The sequence below is a fragment of the Mycetocola manganoxydans genome (assembly GCF_003667545.1).
GTDB classification, from domain to species: domain Bacteria; phylum Actinomycetota; class Actinomycetes; order Actinomycetales; family Microbacteriaceae; genus Mycetocola_A; species Mycetocola_A manganoxydans.
On record NZ_RCUV01000010.1, the window covers coordinates 30,410 to 51,969 of the forward strand.

Consider the following 21,560-nt stretch of genomic DNA (forward strand, 5'->3'; position numbering starts at 1 on the left):
CTCAGCGACTAAGATATCCCTGACCGGAACGGTCTGATCTAAGGAGTTCATGAGTGGCTGACGAACAACGCCTGCTCGCCGGGCGCTACCTCGTCGGTGACCTCATCGGTCGCGGTGGCATGGCCAATGTGTTCCGCGGCACAGACACGAAGCTCGGCCGCACCGTCGCGATCAAGATCCTGAAATCGGACCTCGCAAACGACCCGGCATTCAGAACCCGCTTCCGCCAGGAAGCCCAGGCCGCGTCACGGATGGCCCACCCGACCATCGTGCGGGTCTTCGACGCCGGCGAAGAGACGGTCAAGTACGACGGCCGTGTTTCACGTGAACCCTTCATCGTGATGGAGTACGTCTACGGTCGCACGCTCAAAGAGGTGATCGCCGAAGGACCGATGGAGGCCGCACGCGCCGTCGCGATCACCCAGGGCATCCTCACCGCTCTCGAGTACTCGCACCGCGCAGGGGTCGTTCACCGCGACATCAAGCCCGGCAACGTCATGATCACGCCGGACGAGAAGGTCAAGGTGATGGACTTCGGGATCGCCCGGGCCGTGTCCGACTCCTCCTCGACCGTTGCCCAGACCACCGCGATCCTTGGAACCGCATCCTATTTCTCCCCGGAACAGGCCAAAGGCGAGGTCGTCGACGCGCGCACCGATCTCTACTCGACCGCCGTGGTGCTGTTCGAGATGCTCACCGGTCGTGCACCGTTCCGTGGCGACACCGCGGTGGCGGTGGCCTATCAGCACGTGAGCGAGACCGCAGTTCGACCCTCCTCGGTGAACTCGCATGTCTCACCCGCGCTCGACCAGGTCGTCATGCGCGGGCTCACGAAGGACCGCTTCGGCCGTTACCAGGCCGCATCCGAGTTCCGGGATGACCTCGAACTCGCCGCGGCAGGAAAAGTCCCCGTTCACCGCGACGCCGATGACGCCACCACCGCGCTCTTCGGCGCAGCACCCCGGGCATCCTCGAGCACCGAGCAGGCACTCCGCCAACTGACGAGCGACGATTCTGTCACGCGAACGCAGCGCCGCCCTCCTGTCGTCTGGATCTGGGCCGGCATCGCATCGATCGCGGTTGTGCTCATCGCCGTCATGATCTGGGTCGGTTCGCTCGGACAGGCTCCGGTCGTTCAGACCGAGTCGAGGACCATCCCCGATCTGGTCGGGGTGAGCGAGCAGAGCGCCATCAACACGCTGACCGATCTCGATTTGGTCGCGAGTGTCGTCACCGAGGAAAGCGCGTCCGTCGACGAAGGTCTCGTCATCCGTACCGACCCGAACAGCGACAGCAAGGTGCGGCCCAAGGATGTCGTGCGACTCTACGTCTCACTCGGCGCCGCGAAGGTGACCGTGCCTGATGTTGTCAACAAGACAACCGAGCAGGCGCAATCGGACCTGACCGCGGCCGGGCTGACATCCGGATCGATTTCGAAAGAGAACTCGCCGACGCTGGCAGCAGGAACGGTCATCAGCACCGATCCGGCCGCCGATACGGAGGTTGCCGAAGATTCGACCGTCAACCTCACCGTCTCGAGCGGGCTCGTCACGATCGTGAGTGTCATCGCGCAGAGCCTCGAGGTCGCCACCGATCTCATGGAGGACCCGGACGTCGGTCTGACCGTCGAACCGGTACCTGATCCGACCTGCCCGACCCAACCGGGCAATCCCGTCACCAATCAGTCGATCGCACCCGGAGACGTCCCGCAGAAATCGACGATTCAGCTCACTTACTGCTCGGGCTAGCCCTGACAGAGAAGAACGGCGGTCGTGACTTCCGTCACGACCGCCGTCTTCGTTGGTGAGGTTCTACCGCAGCGTGTCGTCGGTGCGGGTAGCGTCGTACACCGGCTCGTCCATACCGAGCGGAGAAGCGCCGCTGTCCGCGGCGACATAACCCTCGGTCGAAGTCGATCCTGCAGAGTAGTCCGTCGACCCGGAGGAGTCGTCTGACCCGCCCTTGACGTCCTTGGCCTGGCTGGTGGCGTCATCCTTCACGTTAGCGAAGGCACTCGTCGCGGCGCCCTTGACCGATTCAGCGGCCTCCTTTGCGGGATCCTTGAGATCCTCGGCGACACCCTTCGCGGTCTCCTTAAGATCGTCGACGAGCGGCACCGCCTTCTCCTTGGCGGTCTGGGCGAGTTCCTTCTCCTTGTCGGATGCCGGAATCAACGAGGCAGCCAGAAGACCGACTCCGAATGCGATCAGACCGACCGCGATCGGGTTGCCCTTTGCCTTGTCGACCGCGTTTCTCGAACTGCTGCCGAGTCCGGACATCTTGCCGCCGACTTTGTCGCCCGTGTGGCCGACCTTTTCTCCCACGTGCGAGGCGGCGTCGCTGACGTGTGACGTGGCATCCTCTGCTGCACCCATAACGCTGTCCTTAACCTTCCGTGCCATTCCCTTGACCTTTTCTGTCTGACGTGAGGCGATGCTCGACGGGCTCACCTTGTCAGCGAGGGCATCGACGTCGTAGCCCAGGTTGCGCCTGGTCTCTTCGATGTCCTGGCGGATTGCTTCGGGATCGTTCGTCATCTTGAGTCCTCACTTGTCTTGAATGCCTCAGGTACCTTCTTCAGGGTTTCAGCCGTCTTCGGCGCCCCGGTGATTTCTTCCACTTCCTTCTTGCCCCGCATGGCCAGCACGGCAGCGACGATTCCGTAGATGACCGCCACGATGATGGCCGACCAGACGTTGCCGATGAGGAGGCCGAGGCCCCACCACAGTGCGATGGAGAGGAAGAGGAGCGCCATGAATCCGGCGACACCCGCGCCGCCGAACATTCCGGCACCCTTACCCGCTTTCTTGGCTGACTGCGAGAGTTCAGCCTTCGCGAGCTCCACCTCCTGGCGGAAGAGAGTCGAGATGTCCCTCGTGACCTCACCCAGGAGGTCGCCGAGTGACTCGGTCCTCCCGTCGGGGTCGGGAACGTAAGGCTCACTCATCGAAGGTCACCGCTCGTCTCGTAGTCGACCGTTCCGACGGGCGGAGTGTAGACGGAACGGTCTGCATCCGTCGTGCCCGCATAACCGGACGTCCCGGCGTACCCGGTCGTGTCGGCATAGCCGGAGGTCGTGTCGGTGGGCGAGGAAAAGGACTGGCGGTTCGTCGAGTAGTCGCTGTCTGAGGAGTCGTTGCCTCCGGCAAGGGACTTGGCCAGACGGCCGACGACGATGCCCGTTCCTGCCGCGATGGCGATGAACAGACCGGGGCGGCGACGTGCGAAGCGCTTGACCTCGTCGAGAAGGTCGGCCGGCTCACGGTTCTCGAGCCAGCCGGCAACGTCCCCAGCCCGCGATGCTGCCTGCGAGACAAGGTTCGACGCCATTCCGGAGTCCGTCGAGTCGGCCATCGAACGGAGTTGGTCGCTCACCGTGCGGATGCCGCCGGCTGCGCGCTCCTGCTGGGTCGACACCTGGCCCTTCAACTGCGAACGGACTTCGCCGACAAGATTCTTGGCCTGACTTCCTACTTCGTGCTTCACGTTGGCTGCTTCGTCGGCGGCCACCCCCGCAACGTGGGATCCAGCTCCGCGCACGCGATCGGTGGTCGACGATTCGCCGGCTCCTGATGAGGTTTCTGTCATGATTCTTCCTCCTGAGAGGAGACCGCTGGCCGGGTCAGGGGTGACGCTGCCAGTTCGGTCTCGAGTCGTGTGAAGAAATCCTCACCCGTAGCTGCGCCAACTCCAAGCTTTCCGGGCAAGGCTTGACACCCCGCGAAAGGGGGAGTATCAGGCGCTGAAAAGAGGCGTGCCAGGCCCGGCGATGACGCCTAAACGAGCGCGAACGTCAGGATTGAACGAGCGGACTGAGACCGCGAGCGGTGACGGCGGCCTGTGGCAGTCCGGATGCCGCGAGCCAGTTGCCGAGCATGAGGTATCCGCCCTCGGTGAGGACGCTTTCGGGGTGGAACTGCACACCGTAGATCGGCGCATCACGGTGCCGAAGGCCCATGATGACGCCCCCGCTCGTGCGGCTCGTGACGAGGAGGTCGTCGGGAACTGTGCCGTCGACCACCGCGAGCGAGTGGTACCTCGTTGCCGTGAACGGTTGCGGAACACCGTCGTAGAACGCGCTGTCGTCGTGTTCGATGAGCGACGTCTTGCCGTGCATGAGTTCATCGGCGTTGGTCACCCGGGCGCCGAATGCCTCAGCAATCGCCTGATGGCCGAGGCACACTCCGAGCAACGGTTTGCCGGCGGCGAGTGCTGCGTTCACGACGGCGATCGACACACCGGCATCCGACGGTTTGCCCGGACCGGGCGAGACGAGGACCGCGTCGTACTCGTTCAGCCGCGCGGCGGCATCCGCCTCTGAGAAGACGTCGTTTCTGAGCACGTCCGTCTCAGCCCCGAGCTGCAGGAGGTAGCCGTTCAGGGTGTAGACGAAGCTGTCGTAGTTGTCGATAACCAGCACTCGGGTCACGGGAGCCTCTTACTCTTCAACGGTTACTTCCTGGGTATCGATAAACGACTGCACCCACGGGAACACCCACGTGAACAGTCCATACAAAACTACCGCGATCAGAGCGATCACGATGATCACACGTATCCAGAGCGGACCGGGCAGCGCGCGCCACAGGGCTGCATACATGCTCAGTCCTCCAGCGGTTCGGTGATGGATGCCGGTGGGCCGGACGCCCGGGGAGTCCAGGACTCGAACGCACCATAGGCGATGATACGCTCCGCGGTTGAGAACGCCGGGTTGCAGCTCGTGAGGGTGATGATCGAATCGGATGCCGCAACGCCGTCGGCCTGCGGCACCGGTTCCAGCACACCGACCCCCGATGGCTGGACGTATTCGAGTGTGCGGAACCGGTAGGTGTACCACCCCTCGGGCACCTCGACCACGATGGCGTCCCCGACCCGCAGCTCACCGATCAGGTTCAGTGGTTTGCCGTGGGTGTTCCGATGCCCGGCAACGGCGAAGTTACCCGCTTCGCCGGGCATTTGGGTCTCAGGGTAGTGGCCGAGTCCGATCGGGTTGAGCGTCCGCGACGCAGATACCCCGCCGGCGAGTTTGGCGGCGTAATCAGCACCGAAGCGCGGCACGAGGAGGATGCCGAAGATCTCGGCATCACTCGGCTGGGGCACGACGACCGGTGTCAACGGGTCCGACGGGGTGTCCGGTCGGATCGGCTCCTCCGACCACTGCTCGCTGAGCGCAGCAGCCTCGTTGTTCTGTGCTGCGCGGAGAACAGCATCGTTCAACCACAGCTGCCAGACGAGAAAGAGGAGAACGCACACGCCGGCCGTAACGAGCAACTCTCCGAGAACCCCGACGACGCTGATGGGATGGGGCCGGCCGCGACGAGATCGACCGCGTCGGGTTGCGCCACGCGCGGGAACATCGTGGGCGACCATTTCGCCAGTCTAGCCCGGCACGGATTCCGAGGTTCTCGAGGTTGTGCACAGGGTTATCCACATGCTGGGGATAATTACACCCGTGTAATTGTCCACAGTGTTAATAACCCTGTTAATAACTCTGGCCAGCGATTTTTCTCAGCTGTGCTCGCCGTGTTACACGGAATCCCGGGCGTTTTTACACAGGGTTGTGGAAACTACCGCCAGCGAGTTGTCATGAGAAAGCCGATGAACGCAATCCCGAACCCGACGACGATGTTCCACGACTCGAGCGCGGGGATCGGAAGAGCACCCTGGCTGACGTAGAAGACGATGATCCAGGCGAGTCCAAGCAGCATGAAACCGAACATCACCGGCTTGAACCAAACCGGGTTGGGTGCCTGCTCACCGGTCCGCTGGGTGCTCGGAGCGGACTGGGTGCTGTTCGTCTTGTCGCGTGCCATAGGGCCGATTCTAGCCCGGTTAGCCGCCCAGAGTGCTCAAGAGCCCCAGAGAAGGCAGAAGACCGAGAAGAACGAGGACGACGCAGAGGCCGGCAATCAGAAGTCTTTGACGACCCTTGTGCCGGAGTCGACGGGTCTCGTAGTAGATCAACCCGACCAGAGCGCCACCGACGAGACCGCCAAGGTGGGCCTGCCAGGCGACGTTGATCCCAGGGATGAAGCCGATCACGAGGTTGATGCCGACGAGGACGAGCAAGCCATTCATATTGCCGCCGAGCTTGCGCTGGATGACGAGGAATGCCCCCATCAGGCCGAAGATCGCGCCGGACGCGCCGACAACGGGAACGTAACCGTCGGTCAGGAACAGGACGCCGAGAGAACCGGCGAAGCCGGAGATCAGGTACAGCGTGAGGAAACGTGCCCTGCCCAGCATCGGCTCCAGGGCCTGGCCGAATAGCCAGAGCGAGTACATGTTCAGCGCGATGTGGAAGATGAAGCCCTGGGAGTGGGCGAAAACCGTCGTCAGCATCCGCCACGGTTCGAATCCATAGCCAGGGGAGAGCTCAGCGGGGACGGAGAAGACACCCGCGTACAGCAGATAATTCGTGATCCCGAGCCCCGGAATCAGCTGCAGGAGGAAGACGAACGCCGTGATCGCGATCAGGCCATAGGTCACGACGGGCCGGTCACCGGATCGGCTGAAGAAGCCGGTTCGGGCCGATGGCGCCGTTCGACGCTGCTCCTTCATGCATTCCGGACACACGACACCGACGGCGGCAGGTGTCTGACATTCGCCGCAGATCGTACGCCCGCATCGCTGGCAGAGCACGAAACTCTGACGATCGGGGTGGCGATAACAAAAATTGCTGCGGGTCACCGGGGGAACCGAAGACTGGCTCATCGGGCGGGGCCCGCCCGATGGCCGGAGGTCGTCGTCGGCTTAGGCGTCGGCAACCGTGACGCTCTCGATGACGATGTCGTCGAGGGGGCGGTCACGGGCGTCGCGCGGAACCTCAGCGAGCTTGTCGACAACCTTGCGGCTAGCCTCGTCTTCGACAGCGCCGAAGATGGTGTGCTTGCCCTGCAGCCAGCTGGTGTTGCCGACGGTGATGAAGAACTGGGATCCATTGGTTCCCTTGCCTGCGATCTTGCCTGCGTTTGCCATTGCGAGCATGTACGGCTCGTTGAAGTTCAGGTCCGAGTTGATCTCGTCGTCGAACTTATAACCGGGTCCGCCGGTTCCGTTGCCGAGGGGGTCTCCGCCCTGGATCATGAAGCCGGGAATGATGCGGTGGAAGATGACGCCCTGGTACAGGGGCGTGTTCTTCTTGGTCTCACCGGTGGTCTCATCCGTCCACTCGATCTCGCCCGTGGCGAGTCCGACGAAGTTCTTGACAGTCTTGGGGGCGTGGTCTCCGAAAAGGTTGACCTTGATGTCGCCGTAGTTGGTGTGGAGGGTTGCGACAGCGGTGTGCTTTGACATGTTCCCAATTCTTACACACGCAATGACCCCCCGCCGGGTGGCGTTCCGGCCATTCAATGGCAAGATGGAGTTCTGTCGCGTTAAAACGAGATCAATGGAGGTCAGCGGTGAGTCTGTCACGCAAGCGTAAGAAAGAACTCAAGCGACTCAAGGGTGAGGCCAATCAGTTGTGGCACGCCCAGCAGGAGATCCTTGACCACGCCAACCACGTTGCTCGCGAGGCGAGCAGGCAACTCGGGGCATATGGACGTGAGCAGGTCGTTCCCTCCGTTGTGAGCACGTACGAGCACAAGGTTCAGCCGGTTGTCGACCGGGGCTACGCCGCTTCTCGCGGTCTCGTCGAAGGGGCCATGAAGGGCCTTGACAAATCAGTTCTTCCCGTTCTCGGCGGTGTTGTCGGCAGCGTCCTGTCGGTCGGTGACATCGCGAAGGACCACCGGGTTCGGGCTGCGCTCGAGCGCTTCCAGCCCAAGCCGCCGCCCAAGAAGACGAATGTCGGCGGAGTCGTCGCCATCGGTGTCGGCGTTCTCGCTGCGGCGGGTGTTGCGTACGCCGTGTGGCAGACCTTCCGGGCTGACGACGAACTCTGGGTTGCCGACGAAGAACCGGCACTACCCAACCTCTGATCTCGCAAAAAAGGCCGGTCCCTCTGGGGCTGGCCTTTTTTTGTTGTGACAGTCCTGTCGTTCGGTTCAGGTGTGCGCGACAATGAGCGAAACGCCGATTGCAGGAGGAATCATGCCCATGCGGGAATTGACCGAAGCGGAATCACTCGAGCGCCTGGCGGATGCACCTGTCGGACGGATCGTCGTCACGGTCGGTGACATCACCGACATTTATCCCGTCACCCATACGGTGCTGGACGGTACGGTGTACTTCCGCACCGCGCCCGGCGACAAACTGGCCGGCCTTGCGGCGAACGCGGCTGTTCTGTTCGAAGCGGACGACTTGAGTACGTCGCGCGGATGGAGCGTCATCGTGCGCGGGCTCGCCCGTCGGTTGGAGAGTGACGACGACACGGGTCCGGTGGCAGGCAGGTTGAGGGACCCGTTCGCTCGGGGATCGAAAGAGGTCATCGTGCAGATCACGCCGAGTTCGGTGAGTGGCCGGGAATTCGAGCCGACGGAAGACGACGACGCACCCGGCGCTCCAGACTCCACTGACTGAGGCGGCACGGGGTAACCGCACTGTGCGGTTAGAGCATTCCGAGCGCAACATCGACGAGCCCGACCCGGTCGAGGGTCGGGACAGCGCTGAGCGGATGCCACGCCGCCATGTCTGTCGATCCACCCACCTCGTTCGTGAGCTCACCTCCCGTGACGTGGGCGCGGTAGACGATCCGAAGTCCGTGAAGTGCCTGGGTGGCTCCGGGGGTGAGTCGAGCCTCGGGCTGAGCGACGAATGAGTGAATCCCCAGCAGTCCGTCGAGCACGGCCGTGTACCCGGTCTCCTCGTAAATCTCGCGCACCGCGGCATCCGCCGGGTCTTCACCGGGGTCGATTCCGCCGCCCGGAAGTGTCCAGCCGCTGCGTCCGTATTCCCGCCAGTGGGCGAGGAGGATCTGGTCGTTGTCGATGACGACTCCGTATGCGGCTATCCGAATGTCCATTCGCCCACGATACTCATGCAGAATGATGTGCACGCGCGCTGATCGCGCACGTGGATGGTGACCACTCTCCGGGAGCGTCATGTCAGACGAGCGCCTGTTCCGGGACCGGGACTTCCGGATGCTTCTGCTCGGCCAGACCACCAGTCAGCTCGGCGCGCAGGTGAGCGGCGTCGCTGTTCCTCTGCTCGCCGTTCTCACCCTGGATGCTTCCCCGTTCGAACTCGGGTTGGTGACGGCATCGTCAACGCTCGCTTTCGCCGTCATCGGGCTTCCCGCCGGCGCGTGGGTCGACCAGTGGCGCCGGCGGCCGATCCTGGTGGCGAGCGACATCGCTCGAGCAGTGCTGTTGGCGACGATCCCGCTCACCGCGCTCCTCGGCATCCTCACGATCACGCAGTTGGTGATCGTCTCTCTGCTCTCCGGAGTTGCCCGGGTCTTCTTCGACGTCGGATACCAGAGCTACATCCCCTCGGTCCTCGGACGGAACCGCGTACTCGCAGGCAACTCGTCTCTGGAGATGGTTCGGGCATCCGGGCAGGTGGTCGGTCCGGGCATCGGCGGCGCCCTGGTGGCCGCCCTGGGCGCTGCCAGCGTCATCCTCGTGCAGTCGGTGACCTTTGCGGTGTCGGCGATTGCGCTCCTCGCGATCCGCTCGACCGAAGCGGTCGTACCCCGACCCGAAGTACGGCCGCGATTGTGGCCGCAGATTCGTGAGGGACTCGGATTCGTCGCCCGCACCCGAGTGCTTCGGGCGACCGCCCTCGCGAGCGCGACCGGTAATTTCTCGTTCGCCATGGCATCCGCTGTGAACATGATTTTCCTTGCCCGAACCCTGGGTCTGTCGCCGGTTGTCATCGGGATGGTGATCGCCGTCGGGTCGGTGACCGCCATGGCCGGGGCTGCACTCACCCCGACGCTCTCGCGCCGCGTCGGCTCCGCCCGCATCATCTGGCTGTCTCTCGCCCTCACCGGCCCGCTCGCGCTGGCTGTGCCCTTCGCACAGCCAGGCTGGCTCGTTCTGCTCGTCGTTGTGGGAATGGCCGCAGGTGAGTTCGGCCAGATCGTCTACGCGATCACCAACGTCAGTCTGCGTCAGCGGTTCTGTCCCGAACGGATGCTGGGGCGGGTGACCGCGACGATGCGGTTCCTCATCATGGGTCTCTTCCCCCTGGGTGCCCTCACCGGTGGAATCCTCGGCGAGTTGATCGGGCCGCGGGCCACGTTGGTTGTGGCCGGAACACTCGTCATCATCTCGCCGATTCCCGTCTGGCTCACTCTGCGGGGATCCCGTGACGTCGACGCACTACCGGCATGGACGTGAGTGGAAAGAGAAAAGGCCCGTTCTTCCGGAGAAGAACGGGCCTTTTCTTTTGTGGAGCCTAGGGGAATCGAACCCCTGACCTCCTGCTTGCAAAGCAGGCGCTCTACCAATTGAGCTAAGGCCCCGATTAACGGGAAACTGTGTAAATATGTCTCCCGAGTGGGGATACCAGGACTTGAACCTGGGACCTCTTCGTTATCAGCGAAGCGCTCTAACCGCCTGAGCTATATCCCCGTTTGGGCAGGTTTGAGACTACCTGAAATCTGCCGTTTGTTCTAATCGAGCGGGTTCCTGAACGAAGGAACCCGCCCGACGCGAACTAGTTGTTCGTGAAGCCCACCAGCAGACCGCCGGTGATCTTGACACTGAGGTTGTACAACGCGGCGCACAGCGCGCCGAGCGCGGTCACGACGATCAGGTTGAGAATCGCCACGACAACAGCGAAGCCCATGACCCGTCCGAGGTTGAAGATTGCGCTCAGGTCGTTCCCGACGCCGGCGACGTCCTTGTAGAGGCCGTTGACGTTGTCGAAGATGTTCGTCTGGTCGAGGACCGTGTAGACGAGGAAGAACACAACGATCGTCACGATGGCGAGAGCCACCGCAGCGAGGAACGACAGCTTGACGGCCGACCAGAAGTCGACGTAGACGAGCTTCAGCCTGACCTGCTTGGTCGACGTACGCTTGGTCGACTTCTGTGCGAGCTTTTCGGCAACGCTACTCATTCTTCTTCTTTCGTTACGGCCTCGGTCGCGAGCGGCTCAGCCTCATTTACCACGAGAACTTCGGCTACTTCTGCGTCGGCGGCGACAAGATTGCGGTCACTGTTCCTGGCCAGGGCAATTATCCGATCGTCGTCAGCGAATCGTGCGAAAACGACGCCCATGGTGTCCCTGCCCTTGGCGGGAACTTCGGCCACCGCAGACCTTACCACCTTGCCGCTGGCAAGAACCACAAGCACTTCGTCGTCTTCACCCACGATGAGCGCGCTGGCGAGGTGCCCACGGTCCTCGTTGTATTTTCCGACTTTGATGCCGAGTCCACCGCGGTTCTGGAGACGGTATTGCTCGATAGCGGTACGTTTCGCAAAACCACCTTCGGTGGCGATGAAGACGAACGCATCGTTCTCAGGGTCCGCGGGTAGCACGGATGCCGACAACAGCTCATCGTCGTCGCGGAAGTTCATTCCGATCACGCCGGAGGTCGATCGGCCCATCGGACGAAGCGCCTCATCTGTCGCCGTGAAGCGAATCGACATGCCCTTTCTGGAGACCAGGAAGAGGTCACTGTCTTCCTCGACGAGGAGGGCGCCGACCAGTTCATCGCCCTCGCGGACGTTGATCGCGATGATGCCGCCGGTGCGGTTGGTGTCGTATTCGCTGAGAGCGGTCTTCTTCACCAGTCCGTTGCGGGTGGCGAGAACGAGGTACTTCGCCGCCTCGTAATCGCGGATGTCGAGAATCTCTGCGATCTCCTCGTCCGGCTGCATGGCAAGAAGGTTCGCGACATGCTGGCCCTTGGCATCCCTGCCTGCCTCCTGCACCTCGTACGCCTTGGCCCGGTAGACCCGGCCCTTGTTCGTGAAGAACAGCAGCCAGTGGTGGGTTGTAGTCACGAAGAAGTGATCCACCACGTCGTCTGCCCGGAGCTGGGCACCCTTGACGCCCTTTCCACCGCGGTGCTGCTGGCGGTAGTTGTCGCTCCGTGTGCGCTTGATGTAGCCACCGCGGGTGACCGAGATCACCATTTCTTCTTCGGGGATGAGGTCTTCGATCGACATGTCGCCGTCGTAGCCGAACATGATCTCGGTACGGCGGTCGTCGCCGTACCGGTCGACGATCTCGGTGAGTTCCTCGCTGACGATCGTGCGCTGGCGCTCAGGGCTCGCGAGAATCGATTTGAACTCGGTGATTTCGCGCTCGATCTCGTCGTGCTCGTCGATGATCTTCTGGCGCTCGAGGGCTGCGAGGCGGCGCAGCTGCATCTCCAGGATGGCGCGCGCCTGCAACTCGTCGATGTCGAGAAGCTCCATCAGGCCGTCACGCGCGTCTTCGACGGTTCCTGAACGGCGGATGAGGGCGATGACCTCGTCGAGCGCATCGAGGGCCTTCAGGTACCCGCGCAGGATGTGCGCACGCTCTTCCGCCTTCATCAGGCGGTGCTTCGTGCGCCGGACGATGACATCGATCTGGTGTGCGACCCACGCGGTGATGAATCCGTCGAGAGCAAGGGTACGAGGGATGCCATCGACGATGGCGAGCATGTTGGCGCCGAAGTTCTCCTGCAGCTGGGTGTGCTTGTAGAGGTTGTTCAGTACGACCTTTGCGACGGCATCGCGCTTGAGCACGATGACGAGGCGCTGCCCGGTGCGGCCCGACGTCTCATCGCGGATGTCCGCGATTCCCGAGATCTTGCCGTCCTTGACCATGTCGGCGATCTTCACCGCGAGGTTGTCCGGGTTGACCTGGTACGGCAGCTCGGTGACGACGAGGCACGTGCGGCCCTGGATCTCTTCGACACTGACGACAGCACGCATCGTGATCGATCCGCGGCCCGTGCGATAGGCATCCTGAATTCCCTTGACGCCGAGAATCTGTGCTCCGGTCGGGAAGTCGGGGCCCTTGACGTGCTTCATGAGGGCTTCGAGAAGCTCCTCGCGCGGGGCTTCGGGGTTGGCGAGGTGCCACAGGGCGCCGGCCGCGACCTCGCGGAGGTTGTGCGGCGGAATGTTCGTTGCCATGCCGACGGCGATACCGACGGAGCCGTTCACGAGCAGGTTCGGGAACCGGGCAGGCAAGACGGCCGGTTCCTGGGTGCGTCCGTCGTAGTTGTCCTGGAAGTTGACGGTGTCTTCGTCGATGTCCCTGACCATCTCCATGGCCAGTGGGGCCATTTTGGTCTCGGTGTATCGGGGTGCAGCAGCGCCGTCGTTTCCGGGGGAGCCGAAGTTACCCTGGCCGAGGGCGAGCGGGTACCGCAGGCTCCAGGGCTGGACGAGGCGCACAAGGGCGTCGTAGATCGCGGAGTCACCGTGGGGGTGGAACTGTCCCATGACGTCGCCGACAACGCGCGCGCACTTCGAGAACGCCTTATCCGGCCGGTACCCACCGTCGTACATGGCGTAGATCACGCGGCGGTGAACGGGCTTCATGCCGTCGCGCACTTCGGGAAGCGCACGACCGACGATGACGCTCATCGCGTAGTCGAGGTAGGACCTCTGCATCTCGAGCTGGAGGTCGACCTGGTTGATGCGTCCGTGGACGCCGTGGTCCTCCGGCGGATCCACCACGATGTCTTCGGCGCCTTCGGGGGTGGTGGTGGAATCGTCGTTAGATGTCAAGGAACCGCACGTCCTTCGCGTTCTTCTGGATGAAATTGCGGCGGGACTCGACGTCCTCGCCCATCAGGGTGGAAAAGATTTCGTCGGCCGCGGCGGCATCGTCGAGGTTGACCTGCATCAGGGTGCGGGTTTCGGGCGCCATGGTCGTCTCCCACAGCTCCTTGTAGTCCATCTCACCGAGACCCTTGTACCGCTGGATGCCGTTTTCTTTCGGAATCCGTCGGCCGGCAGCGATTCCAGCGGCGAGCTGAGCATCACGCTCCGCGTCCGTGTACACGTATTCGTGCGCCGCGTTCGACCACTTGAGCTTGAACAGCGGCGGCTGGGCCAGGTAGACGTAGCCGAAGTCGATGAGGGGACGCATGTACCGGAACAGCAATGTCAGCAGCAGTGTGGTGATGTGCTGTCCGTCGACGTCGGCATCGGCCATCAGCACGATCTTGTGGTACCGCGCCTTGTCCGGATTGAAGTCCTCACCGATGCCGGCACCGAACGCGGTGATCATGGCCTGGACCTCGGCGTTGCCGAGGGCTCGGTCGAGACGGGCCTTCTCCACATTCAGGATCTTGCCGCGAAGCGGGAGGATCGCCTGGGTCTCAGGGTTACGGCCCTGAACGGCCGAACCGCCTGCGGAGTCACCCTCGACGATGAAGATCTCGGACAGCGAGGGGTCTTTCGACTGGCAGTCCTTGAGCTTGCCTGGCATACCGCCGCCCTCGAGGAGGCCCTTACGACGAGCGGTTTCGCGCGCCTTGCGGGCCGCGAGTCGAGCGGTCGCTGCCGAGAATGCCTTGCGGATGATCTCCTTGGCTTGGGCCGGGTTGCGCCCGAACCAGTCACCGAGCTGATCACCGACGACCTTCTGGACGAACGCCTTCGCCTCGGTGTTGCCGAGCTTCGTCTTGGTCTGGCCTTCGAACTGGGGTTCGGTGAGCTTCACCGAGATCACGGCGGTAAGGCCCTCGCGCACGTCGTCACCGGAGAGGTTGTCGTCCTTCTCCTTGAGCAATCCCTTTTCACGCGCGTATTTGTTGACGAGAGTCGTCAGCGCGGCGCGGAATCCCTCTTCGTGGGTTCCACCCTCGTGCGTGTTGATGGTGTTGGCGTAGGTGTGGACGCTCTCGGTGTACGACGTCGTCCACTGCATGGCGACTTCGAGTGCGATCTTGCGGTTGTCGTCCTCGGTCTCGAACGAGATGATCTCGTCGTTGACCAGATCAGCCTTGCGGGCGTGGTTCAGGTACTCGACATAGTCGACCAGTCCGCGCTCATAGAGAAACACGTTCGACTGCTGAACCATCTCCGGCTCGGCACCGTCGACGCCTGCCGGTCCTTCGACCAGGTGATCGACACGCTCGTCGTGCAGAGCGATCCGGAGTCCCTTGTTGAGGAACGCCATCTGCTGGAAGCGTGTGCGAAGCGTGTCGTAGTCGAACTCGATGGTCTCGAAGATCTCGGCGCTCGGCCAGAATGTGACCGTCGTTCCCGTCTTGTCCGAGTCCTCGCCCTGGGCGAGGGGTGCGTCGGCGACGCCGTCGTGGAAGGTGGCGCGCCACACCGAACCCTGGCGGTGGACTTCGACATCGAGCCGGCTCGACAGCGCGTTGACCACGGAGCTGCCGACGCCGTGAAGACCGCCGGAGACCGCGTAACCGCCGCCGCCGAACTTTCCGCCAGCGTGCAGGATCGTCAGAACGACCTCGACGGTCGACTTTCCTTCGATCGGGTGGATGTCGACCGGGATTCCACGGCCGTTGTCGACGACGCGAACCGCGCCGTCGGCGAGAATAGTGACCTCGATGTTGTCGCAGTACCCTGCGAGGGCCTCATCGACAGCGTTGTCGACGATCTCGTAAACCAAGTGGTGCAAACCGCGCGGACCGGTGGAACCGATGTACATTCCTGGACGTTTGCGTACGGCTTCGAGACCTTCGAGAACCTGAATCTGGCTTGCGCCGTAGTCGCTGTTATCTGCGGACCTGTTCGGTTCTGATGACATATGAAATTAGGCTCCAAACCGTGTTCGTGCTCGACATGTAATTCTATCAAGAACCGAACGGCTTCGGGGCGCATATGCCCGTCTGAGCCACTTTTATCGCTGGGTAGACCAGAAATGTCTGGTTAACCGTAGGTATCGCGCACGCCACGCCCCTGAACCGATCTGGGACCGCGTTTGAAGGTTGGGACGTTGGGTCCCAGAAAACGGATGCTGTCGATGCCCGCTTCGGGATACCTCACCGCGATATGCGTCATGATGTCGACTCGCATCAGCCGCAGTTGGGTCGCCCACGCGGTCGACTCACACTGAACGGTGAGCACACCGTTTTCTATTCCTACCGGTGACGAGTGATTTGCTGTCTCCTCGCCGGCGAGTTCGGTCCAGTTGGAGACCAGTTCTGACTGAGCCAGCGGAGAATCCCAGCCAAGCTGGCTGGTCAGCGCACCAAGAACGTCGCCGACCCCCTTCGGATCGCGGCCGTGCCCGAACGGGACACTCTCAGCGGGGTCGATCTTGCGGTTGCGCTTCGATCGGGCATAGTGCTTCTGCCCGCCGAACAACTCCTTGAATCGCACATAGACGCGGGCGGATTCCGACAGCGGCTCCCCTCCTGACAATGGCTCAGCCATGGGATGCCTCCTCCGCGGTTTCCAGAATTCGGCCGGCGGAGATGTGCACGGTGTGGGCGGTGAGGTCACCTGGCACGTCGTCGAGTACCGCCGCCGTGATGAGAACCTGTTCGAATCCGCTCACAGCGGCCGCGAGTCTGGCTCGCCGATTGAGGTCGAGTTCGGCGAAGACATCGTCGAGGATGAGCACTGGATCGCCCGAGTTGGAGTCCCGGCGGAGCAGTTCCGCGGACGCAAGCTTGAGCGCGAGCGCGAATGACCAGGTCTCGCCGTGGCTCGCGTACCCCTTGACCGGGAGAGAGTTCAACTCGAACAACACATCATCGCGGTGGGGGCCCACGAGAGTGAGTCCGCGTTCCAGTTCGCTGCGTCGCTGCCGGGCGAGCGCCTCACGAAAGCGATCAGCGGTCACTCCGGTGCCGGATGCCGCGGCGTCATCTGTTCCTGAACCCGATTCCGCTTCGGCGTCGAGGCCGTCGATGGACAACAACGCTGCGAGCGACGGACGGTGATCGTCCCCGACGACCGAAGCGTAAGCATCCCGAATCGGCTGGAGGAGAGAGCCGATGAGCGCGACGCGTTCGTCGATGATTTCCGAGCCGAGAAGGACAAGTTTGTCGTCCCAGATTTCGAGTGTCGTCAGCTGGTTGGTCTTGAGGCCGGAACCGCGCGCGGATTTCAGCAGCGAGTTTCGCTGTTTGAGTGTGCGTTCGTAGTCAGAGAGAACACCGGCCAACCGCGGTGTGTGCAGAATGAGCAGCTGGTCGAGGAAACGGCGGCGGCCTGACGGGTCGCCGCGGATGATTCCAAGATCCTCGGGGGCGAATAGCACGCTCGAGAAGTAGCGCGGAAGCTCACGCGGTTTGATCTGGCCGCGATTCACCTGTGCGCGGTTCGCGCCGCTGCGGTTGATCTGTACTTCGGCGAGGAGATCACGGCCATTGTGCTGAAGCCGGGCGCGAATGATCGCCGCATCTTCGCCGGCGCGGATGAGAGCTGAATCCGTCGACACCCGGTGCGAACCGAGGGTAGAGAGGTAGCCGAGGGCTTCGACCAGGTTGGTCTTACCCTGGCCGTTTCGGCCGACGAAGAGATTCGCCCCCGGTGCCAGCGCCACGTCAGCAACCGCGTAGTTGCGGTAGTTACTGAGGTTGAGGTGGGTGACAATCACCGCGTAAGCCTACCGAGGGCGGCTGACAGCGGTCTCAGTCGTCCGACTTCTTCACGGAGTGGCCACCGAACTGGTTACGGAGAGCTGCCACGGCCTTCATCGCCGGCGAGTCTTCCTGGCGTGAGACAAAGCGGGCGAAGATGGACGCCGAGATGGTCGGAACGGGAACCGCGTTGGCGACGGCTTCTTCGATCGTCCAACGGCCCTCACCGGAATCTTCGACGTACCCTTCGATTTCAGAGAGGTCGTCGTCCTCATCGAGCGCGCGGACGAGAAGCTCAAGTAGCCAGGATCGTACGACGGTGCCGCGCTGCCAGGCCTTGAACGTGCCCGGGACATCGCGGATGATGTCTTCGCGCTTTTCCAGCAGCTCGAATCCTTCGGCGTATGCCTGCATCAGCGCGTATTCGATGCCGTTGTGCACCATCTTGGCGTAGTGGCCGGCGCCGACCTCGCCGACGTGGACGAAGCCTTCTTCACGCGGTCCCTCAGGGCGAAGTGCGTCAAAGACAGGCATGACCCGTTCGACCTGCGCCGCCGATCCGCCGACCATGAGGCCGTAACCGTTCTCAAGGCCCCACACTCCACCCGACACGCCGGCGTCGATGTAGTCGATACCCTTCGCTGACAGCAATTCCGCGTGCTTGAAGTCCTCGGTGAAGCGACTGTTGCCACCGTCAATGACGAGGTCGCCGGCGTCGAGACGGTCATGAAGGTCAGAAACGACGCTGTCAGTGATCTTTCCGGCCGGGACCATCACCCAGATCGTGCGAGGCGACGGAAGAGCGGCGACCAGCTCGTCGAGCGTCGCTACATCCGTGACATCCGGGTTCTGGTCGAAACCGGTGACTTCGATACCGGCATTGCGCAGACGCGTCCGCATGTTGCCGCCCATTTTTCCGAGTCCGATGAGCCCGATGTGCATGCGAGAAGTCCTTTGAGTCGTGAGTGGTCGAGTGTCAGCGAAGAAGCAGGTTCGGTTGCAACAGGTATTTGAAGCTGTCGGCGCCTGGCTGGTCCTTCGAGGACTGGCTGGTGATGAGCATCGGACCCGGCTTGTTCGTGTTCTCACTCTTGGTGAACGAGAAACGAACGTATTCGCTGCGGACGGCGGTAAGGCCGTCGATCAGGAACTGCGGCTTGAGGCTGAGCACGATGTCGTCGCCGGTGAGGAGAGCATCGATCGCTTCAGATGCCTGCGCCTGCTCGGATCCGACGGCCTCCATGGTCAGCCCGTCGATTGTGAAGGTGAAGCGAAGAGCTGCTTCGCGCTCGAGAACGAGTGAGACACGGCGAACGGCTTCGATGAGCTCGGCGGTGTTGATGACCGCGTAGTTCTCGCTGGAGTTGGGGAAAAGCCGCCTGACCGGGGGGAAAGAACCCTTGATCAGGAGCGACGTCACCGTCTTCTTGTCCGCGGTGAAAGCGATCAGCTCGCGGTCATCCTTGCTCGTGAATGCGACGGAGATCGTCGACGAGTGGCCGAACGTCTTGCCGACCTCCTGCAGGGTGCGCGCTGGAACGAGCGCGACGAGCGAATCAGGCGCGCTGTTGTCGCCGTTGTCCCAATCGATCTCGCGCACGGCGACCCGGTACCGGTCGGTCGCCACCAGGCTGAGGCGATTGTCGGTGACTTCGAGCTGGACACCGGTGATGACCGGGGTGACGTCGTCACGAGAAGCGGCGACAGCGACCTGGGCGACGGCAGCGGCGAAGTCCTCACCCGGGACGAGTCCGGTTTCGCCGGAGATCTGCGGAATGCTCGGGTATTCCTCGACCGGCATTGACAGCAGCGTGAAGTTCGCCGAACCACAGGACACGACGATCCGGTTGTCGTTGGTGGTGAACTGCACCGGAGCGTTCGGAAGCCGGCTGGCGATGTCGGCCAGGAGGCGACCGGAGACGAGGATCGTTCCCTGTTCCTCGACCTGTGCGCTGATCTGGGTCTGAGCCGAGACTTCGTAGTCGAAGCTCGACAGTGTCAGGCCGTCGTCGGTGGTTTGAATCAGCACTCCGCTGAGGATGGGGAGCGTTGTTCTCTGGGGCAACAGCTTCACCGCGAATGAGACTGCTTCACTGAAGACATCGCGATTGACGCTAAACCGCACGGTTGGATCCCCTGTCGTTTCAAGGTACGAGTGGATCCCCATGTTAGTCGGGTCGGAGAAGCACTGTCATTCACGTCTTCCCGAGTGATGCTTCACGGTTCGACGGCGGCGAAAAGGTTATTGGCCTGAGAGAAAGTTAAAGAATGGTTAAAGGTCTTAACCGCTGTGGAAACTGTGGATAACTTCCGACACGCTAGGCAATCTGTGGGAACTACACCGGTGTGACTTGTTGGCGGTGTGTGCACTCGCTGTCGATTGAGTCCCATGCAATTACTGGCATCCGGGGCCGTTGTTCACAATCGGCCGAGATCCGTTCACAGATGCGCCCGAGTTTTCAGGAGAGTTTCCACAGGGTTATCCACATTGTGTACGACGCCTCAGTTTTTGATCCGTTAACCGGTTGTGAGCACCGCTTTAACGAGTGAAGCGGTGGCCCTGCTTGATGCGACTGGTCAATTCGGTGACCTGGTTATAGATCGACCGACGCTCCTGCATGAGGTCAGAAATCTTTTTATTTGCGTACATGACCGTCGTGTGATCACGGTTCCCGAAGAGTTGACCGATCTTGGGGAGAGACAAATTGGTGAGCTCTCGACAGAGATACATCGCGATCTGTCGTGCCGTCGCGATCGCCTGGGACCTGCTCGAGCCATAGAGGTCGTCGACGCTGAGCTTGAAGTAAGCGGCCGTGATGTTGATGATGTCGACGGGCGAGATGACGTTGTCGTCGTCGAGCGTGATGAGGTCCTTGAGCACGGTCTGGACGAGGTTCATATCGACGGGCGTGCGGTTGAGGCTGGCGAATGCCGTCACGCGAATGAGGGTTCCCTCGAGTTCGCGGATGTTGCTCGACACCTTTGACGCGATGAATTCGAGGACCTCGTCCGGAATCTGTAATTTCTCGCTCTGAGCCTTCTTACGGAGGATGGCGATCCGGGTTTCGAGGTCGGGTACCTGGACGTCGGTGATGAGACCCCACTCGAATCTCGAACGCATCCGGTCTTCGAAGCCGGTGAGAGCCTTCGGCGGGAGGTCACTCGTGATGGCGACCTGTTTGTTGTGATCGTGCAGGGTGTTGAAGGTGTGGAAGAACGCTTCCTGGGTCTCTGCCTTGCCCTGCAGGAACTGGATGTCGTCGATCAGCAGGATATCGATGTCCCGATACCGCGCCTGGAAGACGGAGCCACGGTTATTAGCGATCGAGTTGATGAAATCGTTGGTGAATTCCTCGCTCGACACATACCGGACACGGATGCCGGGGTACAGGCTCATCGCGTAGTGGCCGATGGCGTGAAGCAGGTGAGTCTTGCCGAGCCCGGAGTCACCGTAGATGAACAGCGGGTTGTACGCCTTGGCCGGAGCTTCGGCGACGGCCACGGCAGCGGCATGGGAGAACCGGTTCGACTGCCCGATGACGAAGTTGTCGAACGAATACTTCGAGTTGAGCCTCGTGTCGTTCTGTCGGGCGGGGAGAGCAGTGTCAGACATCGACAGGTGCGATGTGTTGTTGACGTAGCTCTGCTGCTGTTGAGGCTGCTGGTGCATCGGAGCCTGGGGAAGCGGCTCGTATTCCTCGTCGATGATCTCGGGATTCACGACGACGGCGAACGTTGACGCCCCGTGCGACTCCTGGAGGGTGCCGATCGCCTTGAGCAGGGGGGCACGCATTCGCATGTTGAGTTGACCGGCGGTGAATTCGTTCGGCACCTCGAGATAGAAGGTGCCGGCCATGATGCCCTTGGGGACCACGAGGTTCAAAAACCCGTGCAGCGGGGGTGTGATGCGCTCGTCGGTGGCGAGCTCATCGAGCACGGTCTGCCACGTTTGCGTGATTGACTCTTGCTCGTTTGCCATATTTCCCTACATAAAGTTATTCACAGAGTTATCCACGGATGCTCCCACACCCCCGGATCTATGGGGAACCGAGTGGTCGAAGCTGGGGATAACTGATCCCTCACGCTAGCCAATCGCACGGGTTGGCCCAAATTTACCGCAGAAATCCGCCAGCGTGTCAGTGCTGGCCTAGCTGGGAAACCTGTGGATAATCGATTGTTTGGGTCGGTTCGGTTTGACCATCGGTAGCGCAGGCCG

At 62.1% G+C, this 21,560-nt stretch carries 22 protein-coding genes and 2 tRNA genes; 4 read left to right on the forward strand and 20 right to left on the reverse strand.

What is annotated here, in order from left to right; genetic code table 11:
* Positions 1 to 53: 53 nt before the first annotated feature.
* Positions 54 to 1,748 (forward strand): Stk1 family PASTA domain-containing Ser/Thr kinase, encoded by a 1,695-nt coding sequence (pknB, locus tag D9V29_RS10240; protein ID WP_121673231.1) that lies wholly within the window; start codon positions 54 to 56, stop codon positions 1,746 to 1,748.
* A gap of 63 nt (positions 1,749 to 1,811) precedes the next feature.
* Here the strand turns inward: pknB and D9V29_RS10245 are convergent, their stop codons facing one another.
* From D9V29_RS10245 to D9V29_RS10280, 9 genes are all read right to left on the reverse strand, one after another.
* Positions 1,812 to 2,537, reverse strand: coding sequence for a DUF3618 domain-containing protein (locus tag D9V29_RS10245; protein WP_121673232.1), 726 nt, complete (start codon positions 2,535 to 2,537; stop codon positions 1,812 to 1,814).
* The gene (locus tag D9V29_RS10250) at positions 2,534 to 2,947 is read right to left on the reverse strand and encodes a phage holin family protein (protein ID WP_121673233.1); all 414 of its coding nucleotides are present in this window, start codon (positions 2,945 to 2,947) and stop codon (positions 2,534 to 2,536) included. The genes D9V29_RS10245 and D9V29_RS10250 overlap by 4 nt, the downstream gene beginning before the upstream one ends.
* Positions 2,944 to 3,588, reverse strand: a complete 645-nt coding sequence (locus D9V29_RS10255; RefSeq protein WP_121673234.1) for a hypothetical protein — start codon at positions 3,586 to 3,588, stop codon at positions 2,944 to 2,946. The genes D9V29_RS10250 and D9V29_RS10255 overlap by 4 nt, the downstream gene beginning before the upstream one ends.
* 205 nt (positions 3,589 to 3,793) lie before the next feature.
* Positions 3,794 to 4,429 carry an anthranilate synthase component II gene (locus tag D9V29_RS10260; protein WP_121673235.1) on the reverse strand — a complete coding sequence of 212 codons (636 nt, stop codon included), beginning with the start codon at positions 4,427 to 4,429 and terminating at the stop codon, positions 3,794 to 3,796.
* 9 nt (positions 4,430 to 4,438) lie between these two features.
* On the reverse strand, positions 4,439 to 4,597 hold the full coding sequence (locus D9V29_RS14945) for a hypothetical protein (RefSeq protein ID WP_183084979.1): 159 nt from the start codon (positions 4,595 to 4,597) through the stop codon (positions 4,439 to 4,441).
* Between the two features lie 2 nt (positions 4,598 to 4,599).
* On the reverse strand, positions 4,600 to 5,367 hold the full coding sequence (locus tag D9V29_RS10265) for a class E sortase (RefSeq protein WP_121673236.1): 768 nt from the start codon (positions 5,365 to 5,367) through the stop codon (positions 4,600 to 4,602).
* A gap of 197 nt (positions 5,368 to 5,564) precedes the next feature.
* Positions 5,565 to 5,810 (reverse strand): cell division protein CrgA, encoded by a 246-nt coding sequence (locus D9V29_RS10270; protein ID WP_121673237.1) that lies wholly within the window; start codon positions 5,808 to 5,810, stop codon positions 5,565 to 5,567.
* A 19-nt stretch (positions 5,811 to 5,829) separates the two neighbouring features.
* Positions 5,830 to 6,558, reverse strand: coding sequence for a rhomboid family intramembrane serine protease (locus D9V29_RS10275; RefSeq protein WP_308428572.1), 729 nt, complete (start codon positions 6,556 to 6,558; stop codon positions 5,830 to 5,832).
* Between the two features lie 192 nt (positions 6,559 to 6,750).
* Entirely contained in the window at positions 6,751 to 7,293 is a 543-nt protein-coding gene (locus D9V29_RS10280) for a peptidylprolyl isomerase (RefSeq protein WP_121673239.1), read from the reverse strand.
* Positions 7,294 to 7,400: 107 nt separating this feature from the next.
* On the opposite strand from D9V29_RS10280, the gene D9V29_RS10285 reads away from it, so the two are divergent.
* Complete coding sequence (locus D9V29_RS10285; RefSeq protein WP_121673240.1) at positions 7,401 to 7,919, forward strand: DNA helicase; 519 nt, start codon at positions 7,401 to 7,403, stop codon at positions 7,917 to 7,919.
* Positions 7,920 to 8,001: 82 nt separating this feature from the next.
* Positions 8,002 to 8,460 carry a pyridoxamine 5'-phosphate oxidase family protein gene (locus D9V29_RS10290; RefSeq protein WP_121673241.1) on the forward strand — a complete coding sequence of 153 codons (459 nt, stop codon included), beginning with the start codon at positions 8,002 to 8,004 and terminating at the stop codon, positions 8,458 to 8,460.
* A gap of 28 nt (positions 8,461 to 8,488) precedes the next feature.
* On the opposite strand, the gene D9V29_RS10295 is transcribed toward D9V29_RS10290, so the two are convergent.
* The gene (locus D9V29_RS10295) at positions 8,489 to 8,902 is read right to left on the reverse strand and encodes an NUDIX hydrolase (protein ID WP_183084980.1); all 414 of its coding nucleotides are present in this window, start codon (positions 8,900 to 8,902) and stop codon (positions 8,489 to 8,491) included.
* 79 nt (positions 8,903 to 8,981) lie between these two features.
* Between D9V29_RS10295 and D9V29_RS10300 the strand changes: the two genes are divergently transcribed.
* Positions 8,982 to 10,223 (forward strand): MFS transporter, encoded by a 1,242-nt coding sequence (locus tag D9V29_RS10300; RefSeq protein WP_121673242.1) that lies wholly within the window; start codon positions 8,982 to 8,984, stop codon positions 10,221 to 10,223.
* A 52-nt stretch (positions 10,224 to 10,275) separates the two neighbouring features.
* Here the strand turns inward: D9V29_RS10300 and D9V29_RS10305 are convergent.
* The 10 genes from D9V29_RS10305 to dnaA all read right to left on the reverse strand — a co-directional run bounded on the left by D9V29_RS10305 (position 10,276) and on the right by dnaA (position 21,323).
* A tRNA-Ala gene (locus tag D9V29_RS10305) sits at positions 10,276 to 10,348 on the reverse strand.
* A gap of 35 nt (positions 10,349 to 10,383) precedes the next feature.
* Positions 10,384 to 10,457, reverse strand: a tRNA-Ile gene (locus D9V29_RS10310).
* An 85-nt stretch (positions 10,458 to 10,542) separates the two neighbouring features.
* The gene (locus D9V29_RS10315; protein ID WP_121673243.1) at positions 10,543 to 10,947 is read right to left on the reverse strand and encodes a DUF3566 domain-containing protein; all 405 of its coding nucleotides are present in this window, start codon (positions 10,945 to 10,947) and stop codon (positions 10,543 to 10,545) included.
* Positions 10,944 to 13,511, reverse strand: a complete 2,568-nt coding sequence (gyrA, locus tag D9V29_RS10320; RefSeq protein ID WP_229790532.1) for a DNA gyrase subunit A — start codon at positions 13,509 to 13,511, stop codon at positions 10,944 to 10,946. The genes D9V29_RS10315 and gyrA overlap by 4 nt, the downstream gene beginning before the upstream one ends.
* A 40-nt stretch (positions 13,512 to 13,551) precedes the next feature.
* Complete coding sequence (gene gyrB, locus D9V29_RS10325) at positions 13,552 to 15,561, reverse strand: DNA topoisomerase (ATP-hydrolyzing) subunit B (protein ID WP_121673245.1); 2,010 nt, start codon at positions 15,559 to 15,561, stop codon at positions 13,552 to 13,554.
* 122 nt (positions 15,562 to 15,683) lie between these two features.
* The gene (locus tag D9V29_RS10330; protein ID WP_121673246.1) at positions 15,684 to 16,190 is read right to left on the reverse strand and encodes a DciA family protein; all 507 of its coding nucleotides are present in this window, start codon (positions 16,188 to 16,190) and stop codon (positions 15,684 to 15,686) included.
* Positions 16,183 to 17,361, reverse strand: a complete 1,179-nt coding sequence (gene recF / locus D9V29_RS10335) for a DNA replication/repair protein RecF (RefSeq protein WP_121673247.1) — start codon at positions 17,359 to 17,361, stop codon at positions 16,183 to 16,185. Before recF ends, D9V29_RS10330 begins: the two co-directional genes overlap by 8 nt.
* Positions 17,362 to 17,395: 34 nt before the next feature.
* Entirely contained in the window at positions 17,396 to 18,286 is an 891-nt protein-coding gene (gene gnd / locus D9V29_RS10340; RefSeq protein WP_121673248.1) for a phosphogluconate dehydrogenase (NAD(+)-dependent, decarboxylating), read from the reverse strand.
* A gap of 34 nt (positions 18,287 to 18,320) precedes the next feature.
* The gene (gene dnaN / locus D9V29_RS10345; protein ID WP_121673261.1) at positions 18,321 to 19,469 is read right to left on the reverse strand and encodes a DNA polymerase III subunit beta; all 1,149 of its coding nucleotides are present in this window, start codon (positions 19,467 to 19,469) and stop codon (positions 18,321 to 18,323) included.
* A 414-nt stretch (positions 19,470 to 19,883) separates the two neighbouring features.
* Positions 19,884 to 21,323 (reverse strand): chromosomal replication initiator protein DnaA, encoded by a 1,440-nt coding sequence (dnaA, locus tag D9V29_RS10350; RefSeq protein ID WP_121673249.1) that lies wholly within the window; start codon positions 21,321 to 21,323, stop codon positions 19,884 to 19,886.
* Positions 21,324 to 21,560: the final 237 nt, after the last annotated feature.

Bases quoted from the DNA above. Each gene is read 5' to 3' on its own strand.
- gnd (WP_121673248.1), bottom strand. From the start codon at position 18,286: ATGCACATCGGGCTCATCGGACTCGGAAAAATGGGCGGCAACATGCGG.
- D9V29_RS10250 (WP_121673233.1), bottom strand. From the start codon at position 2,947: ATGAGTGAGCCTTACGTTCCCGACCCCGACGGGAGGACCGAGTCACTC.
- D9V29_RS10255 (WP_121673234.1), bottom strand. From the start codon at position 3,588: ATGACAGAAACCTCATCAGGAGCCGGCGAATCGTCGACCACCGATCGC.
- D9V29_RS10280 (WP_121673239.1), bottom strand. From the start codon at position 7,293: ATGTCAAAGCACACCGCTGTCGCAACCCTCCACACCAACTACGGCGAC.
- D9V29_RS10315 (WP_121673243.1), bottom strand. From the start codon at position 10,947: ATGAGTAGCGTTGCCGAAAAGCTCGCACAGAAGTCGACCAAGCGTACG.
- D9V29_RS14945 (WP_183084979.1), bottom strand. From the start codon at position 4,597: ATGTATGCAGCCCTGTGGCGCGCGCTGCCCGGTCCGCTCTGGATACGT.
- dnaA (WP_121673249.1), bottom strand. From the start codon at position 21,323: ATGGCAAACGAGCAAGAGTCAATCACGCAAACGTGGCAGACCGTGCTC.
- D9V29_RS10330 (WP_121673246.1), bottom strand. From the start codon at position 16,190: ATGGCTGAGCCATTGTCAGGAGGGGAGCCGCTGTCGGAATCCGCCCGC.
- gyrB (WP_121673245.1), bottom strand. From the start codon at position 15,561: ATGTCATCAGAACCGAACAGGTCCGCAGATAACAGCGACTACGGCGCA.
- D9V29_RS10300 (WP_121673242.1), top strand. From the start codon at position 8,982: ATGTCAGACGAGCGCCTGTTCCGGGACCGGGACTTCCGGATGCTTCTG.
- D9V29_RS10290 (WP_121673241.1), top strand. From the start codon at position 8,002: ATGAGCGAAACGCCGATTGCAGGAGGAATCATGCCCATGCGGGAATTG.
- D9V29_RS10295 (WP_183084980.1), bottom strand. From the start codon at position 8,902: ATGGACATTCGGATAGCCGCATACGGAGTCGTCATCGACAACGACCAG.
- D9V29_RS10270 (WP_121673237.1), bottom strand. From the start codon at position 5,810: ATGGCACGCGACAAGACGAACAGCACCCAGTCCGCTCCGAGCACCCAG.
- D9V29_RS10265 (WP_121673236.1), bottom strand. From the start codon at position 5,367: ATGGTCGCCCACGATGTTCCCGCGCGTGGCGCAACCCGACGCGGTCGA.
- D9V29_RS10245 (WP_121673232.1), bottom strand. From the start codon at position 2,537: ATGACGAACGATCCCGAAGCAATCCGCCAGGACATCGAAGAGACCAGG.
- D9V29_RS10275 (WP_308428572.1), bottom strand. From the start codon at position 6,558: ATGAAGGAGCAGCGTCGAACGGCGCCATCGGCCCGAACCGGCTTCTTC.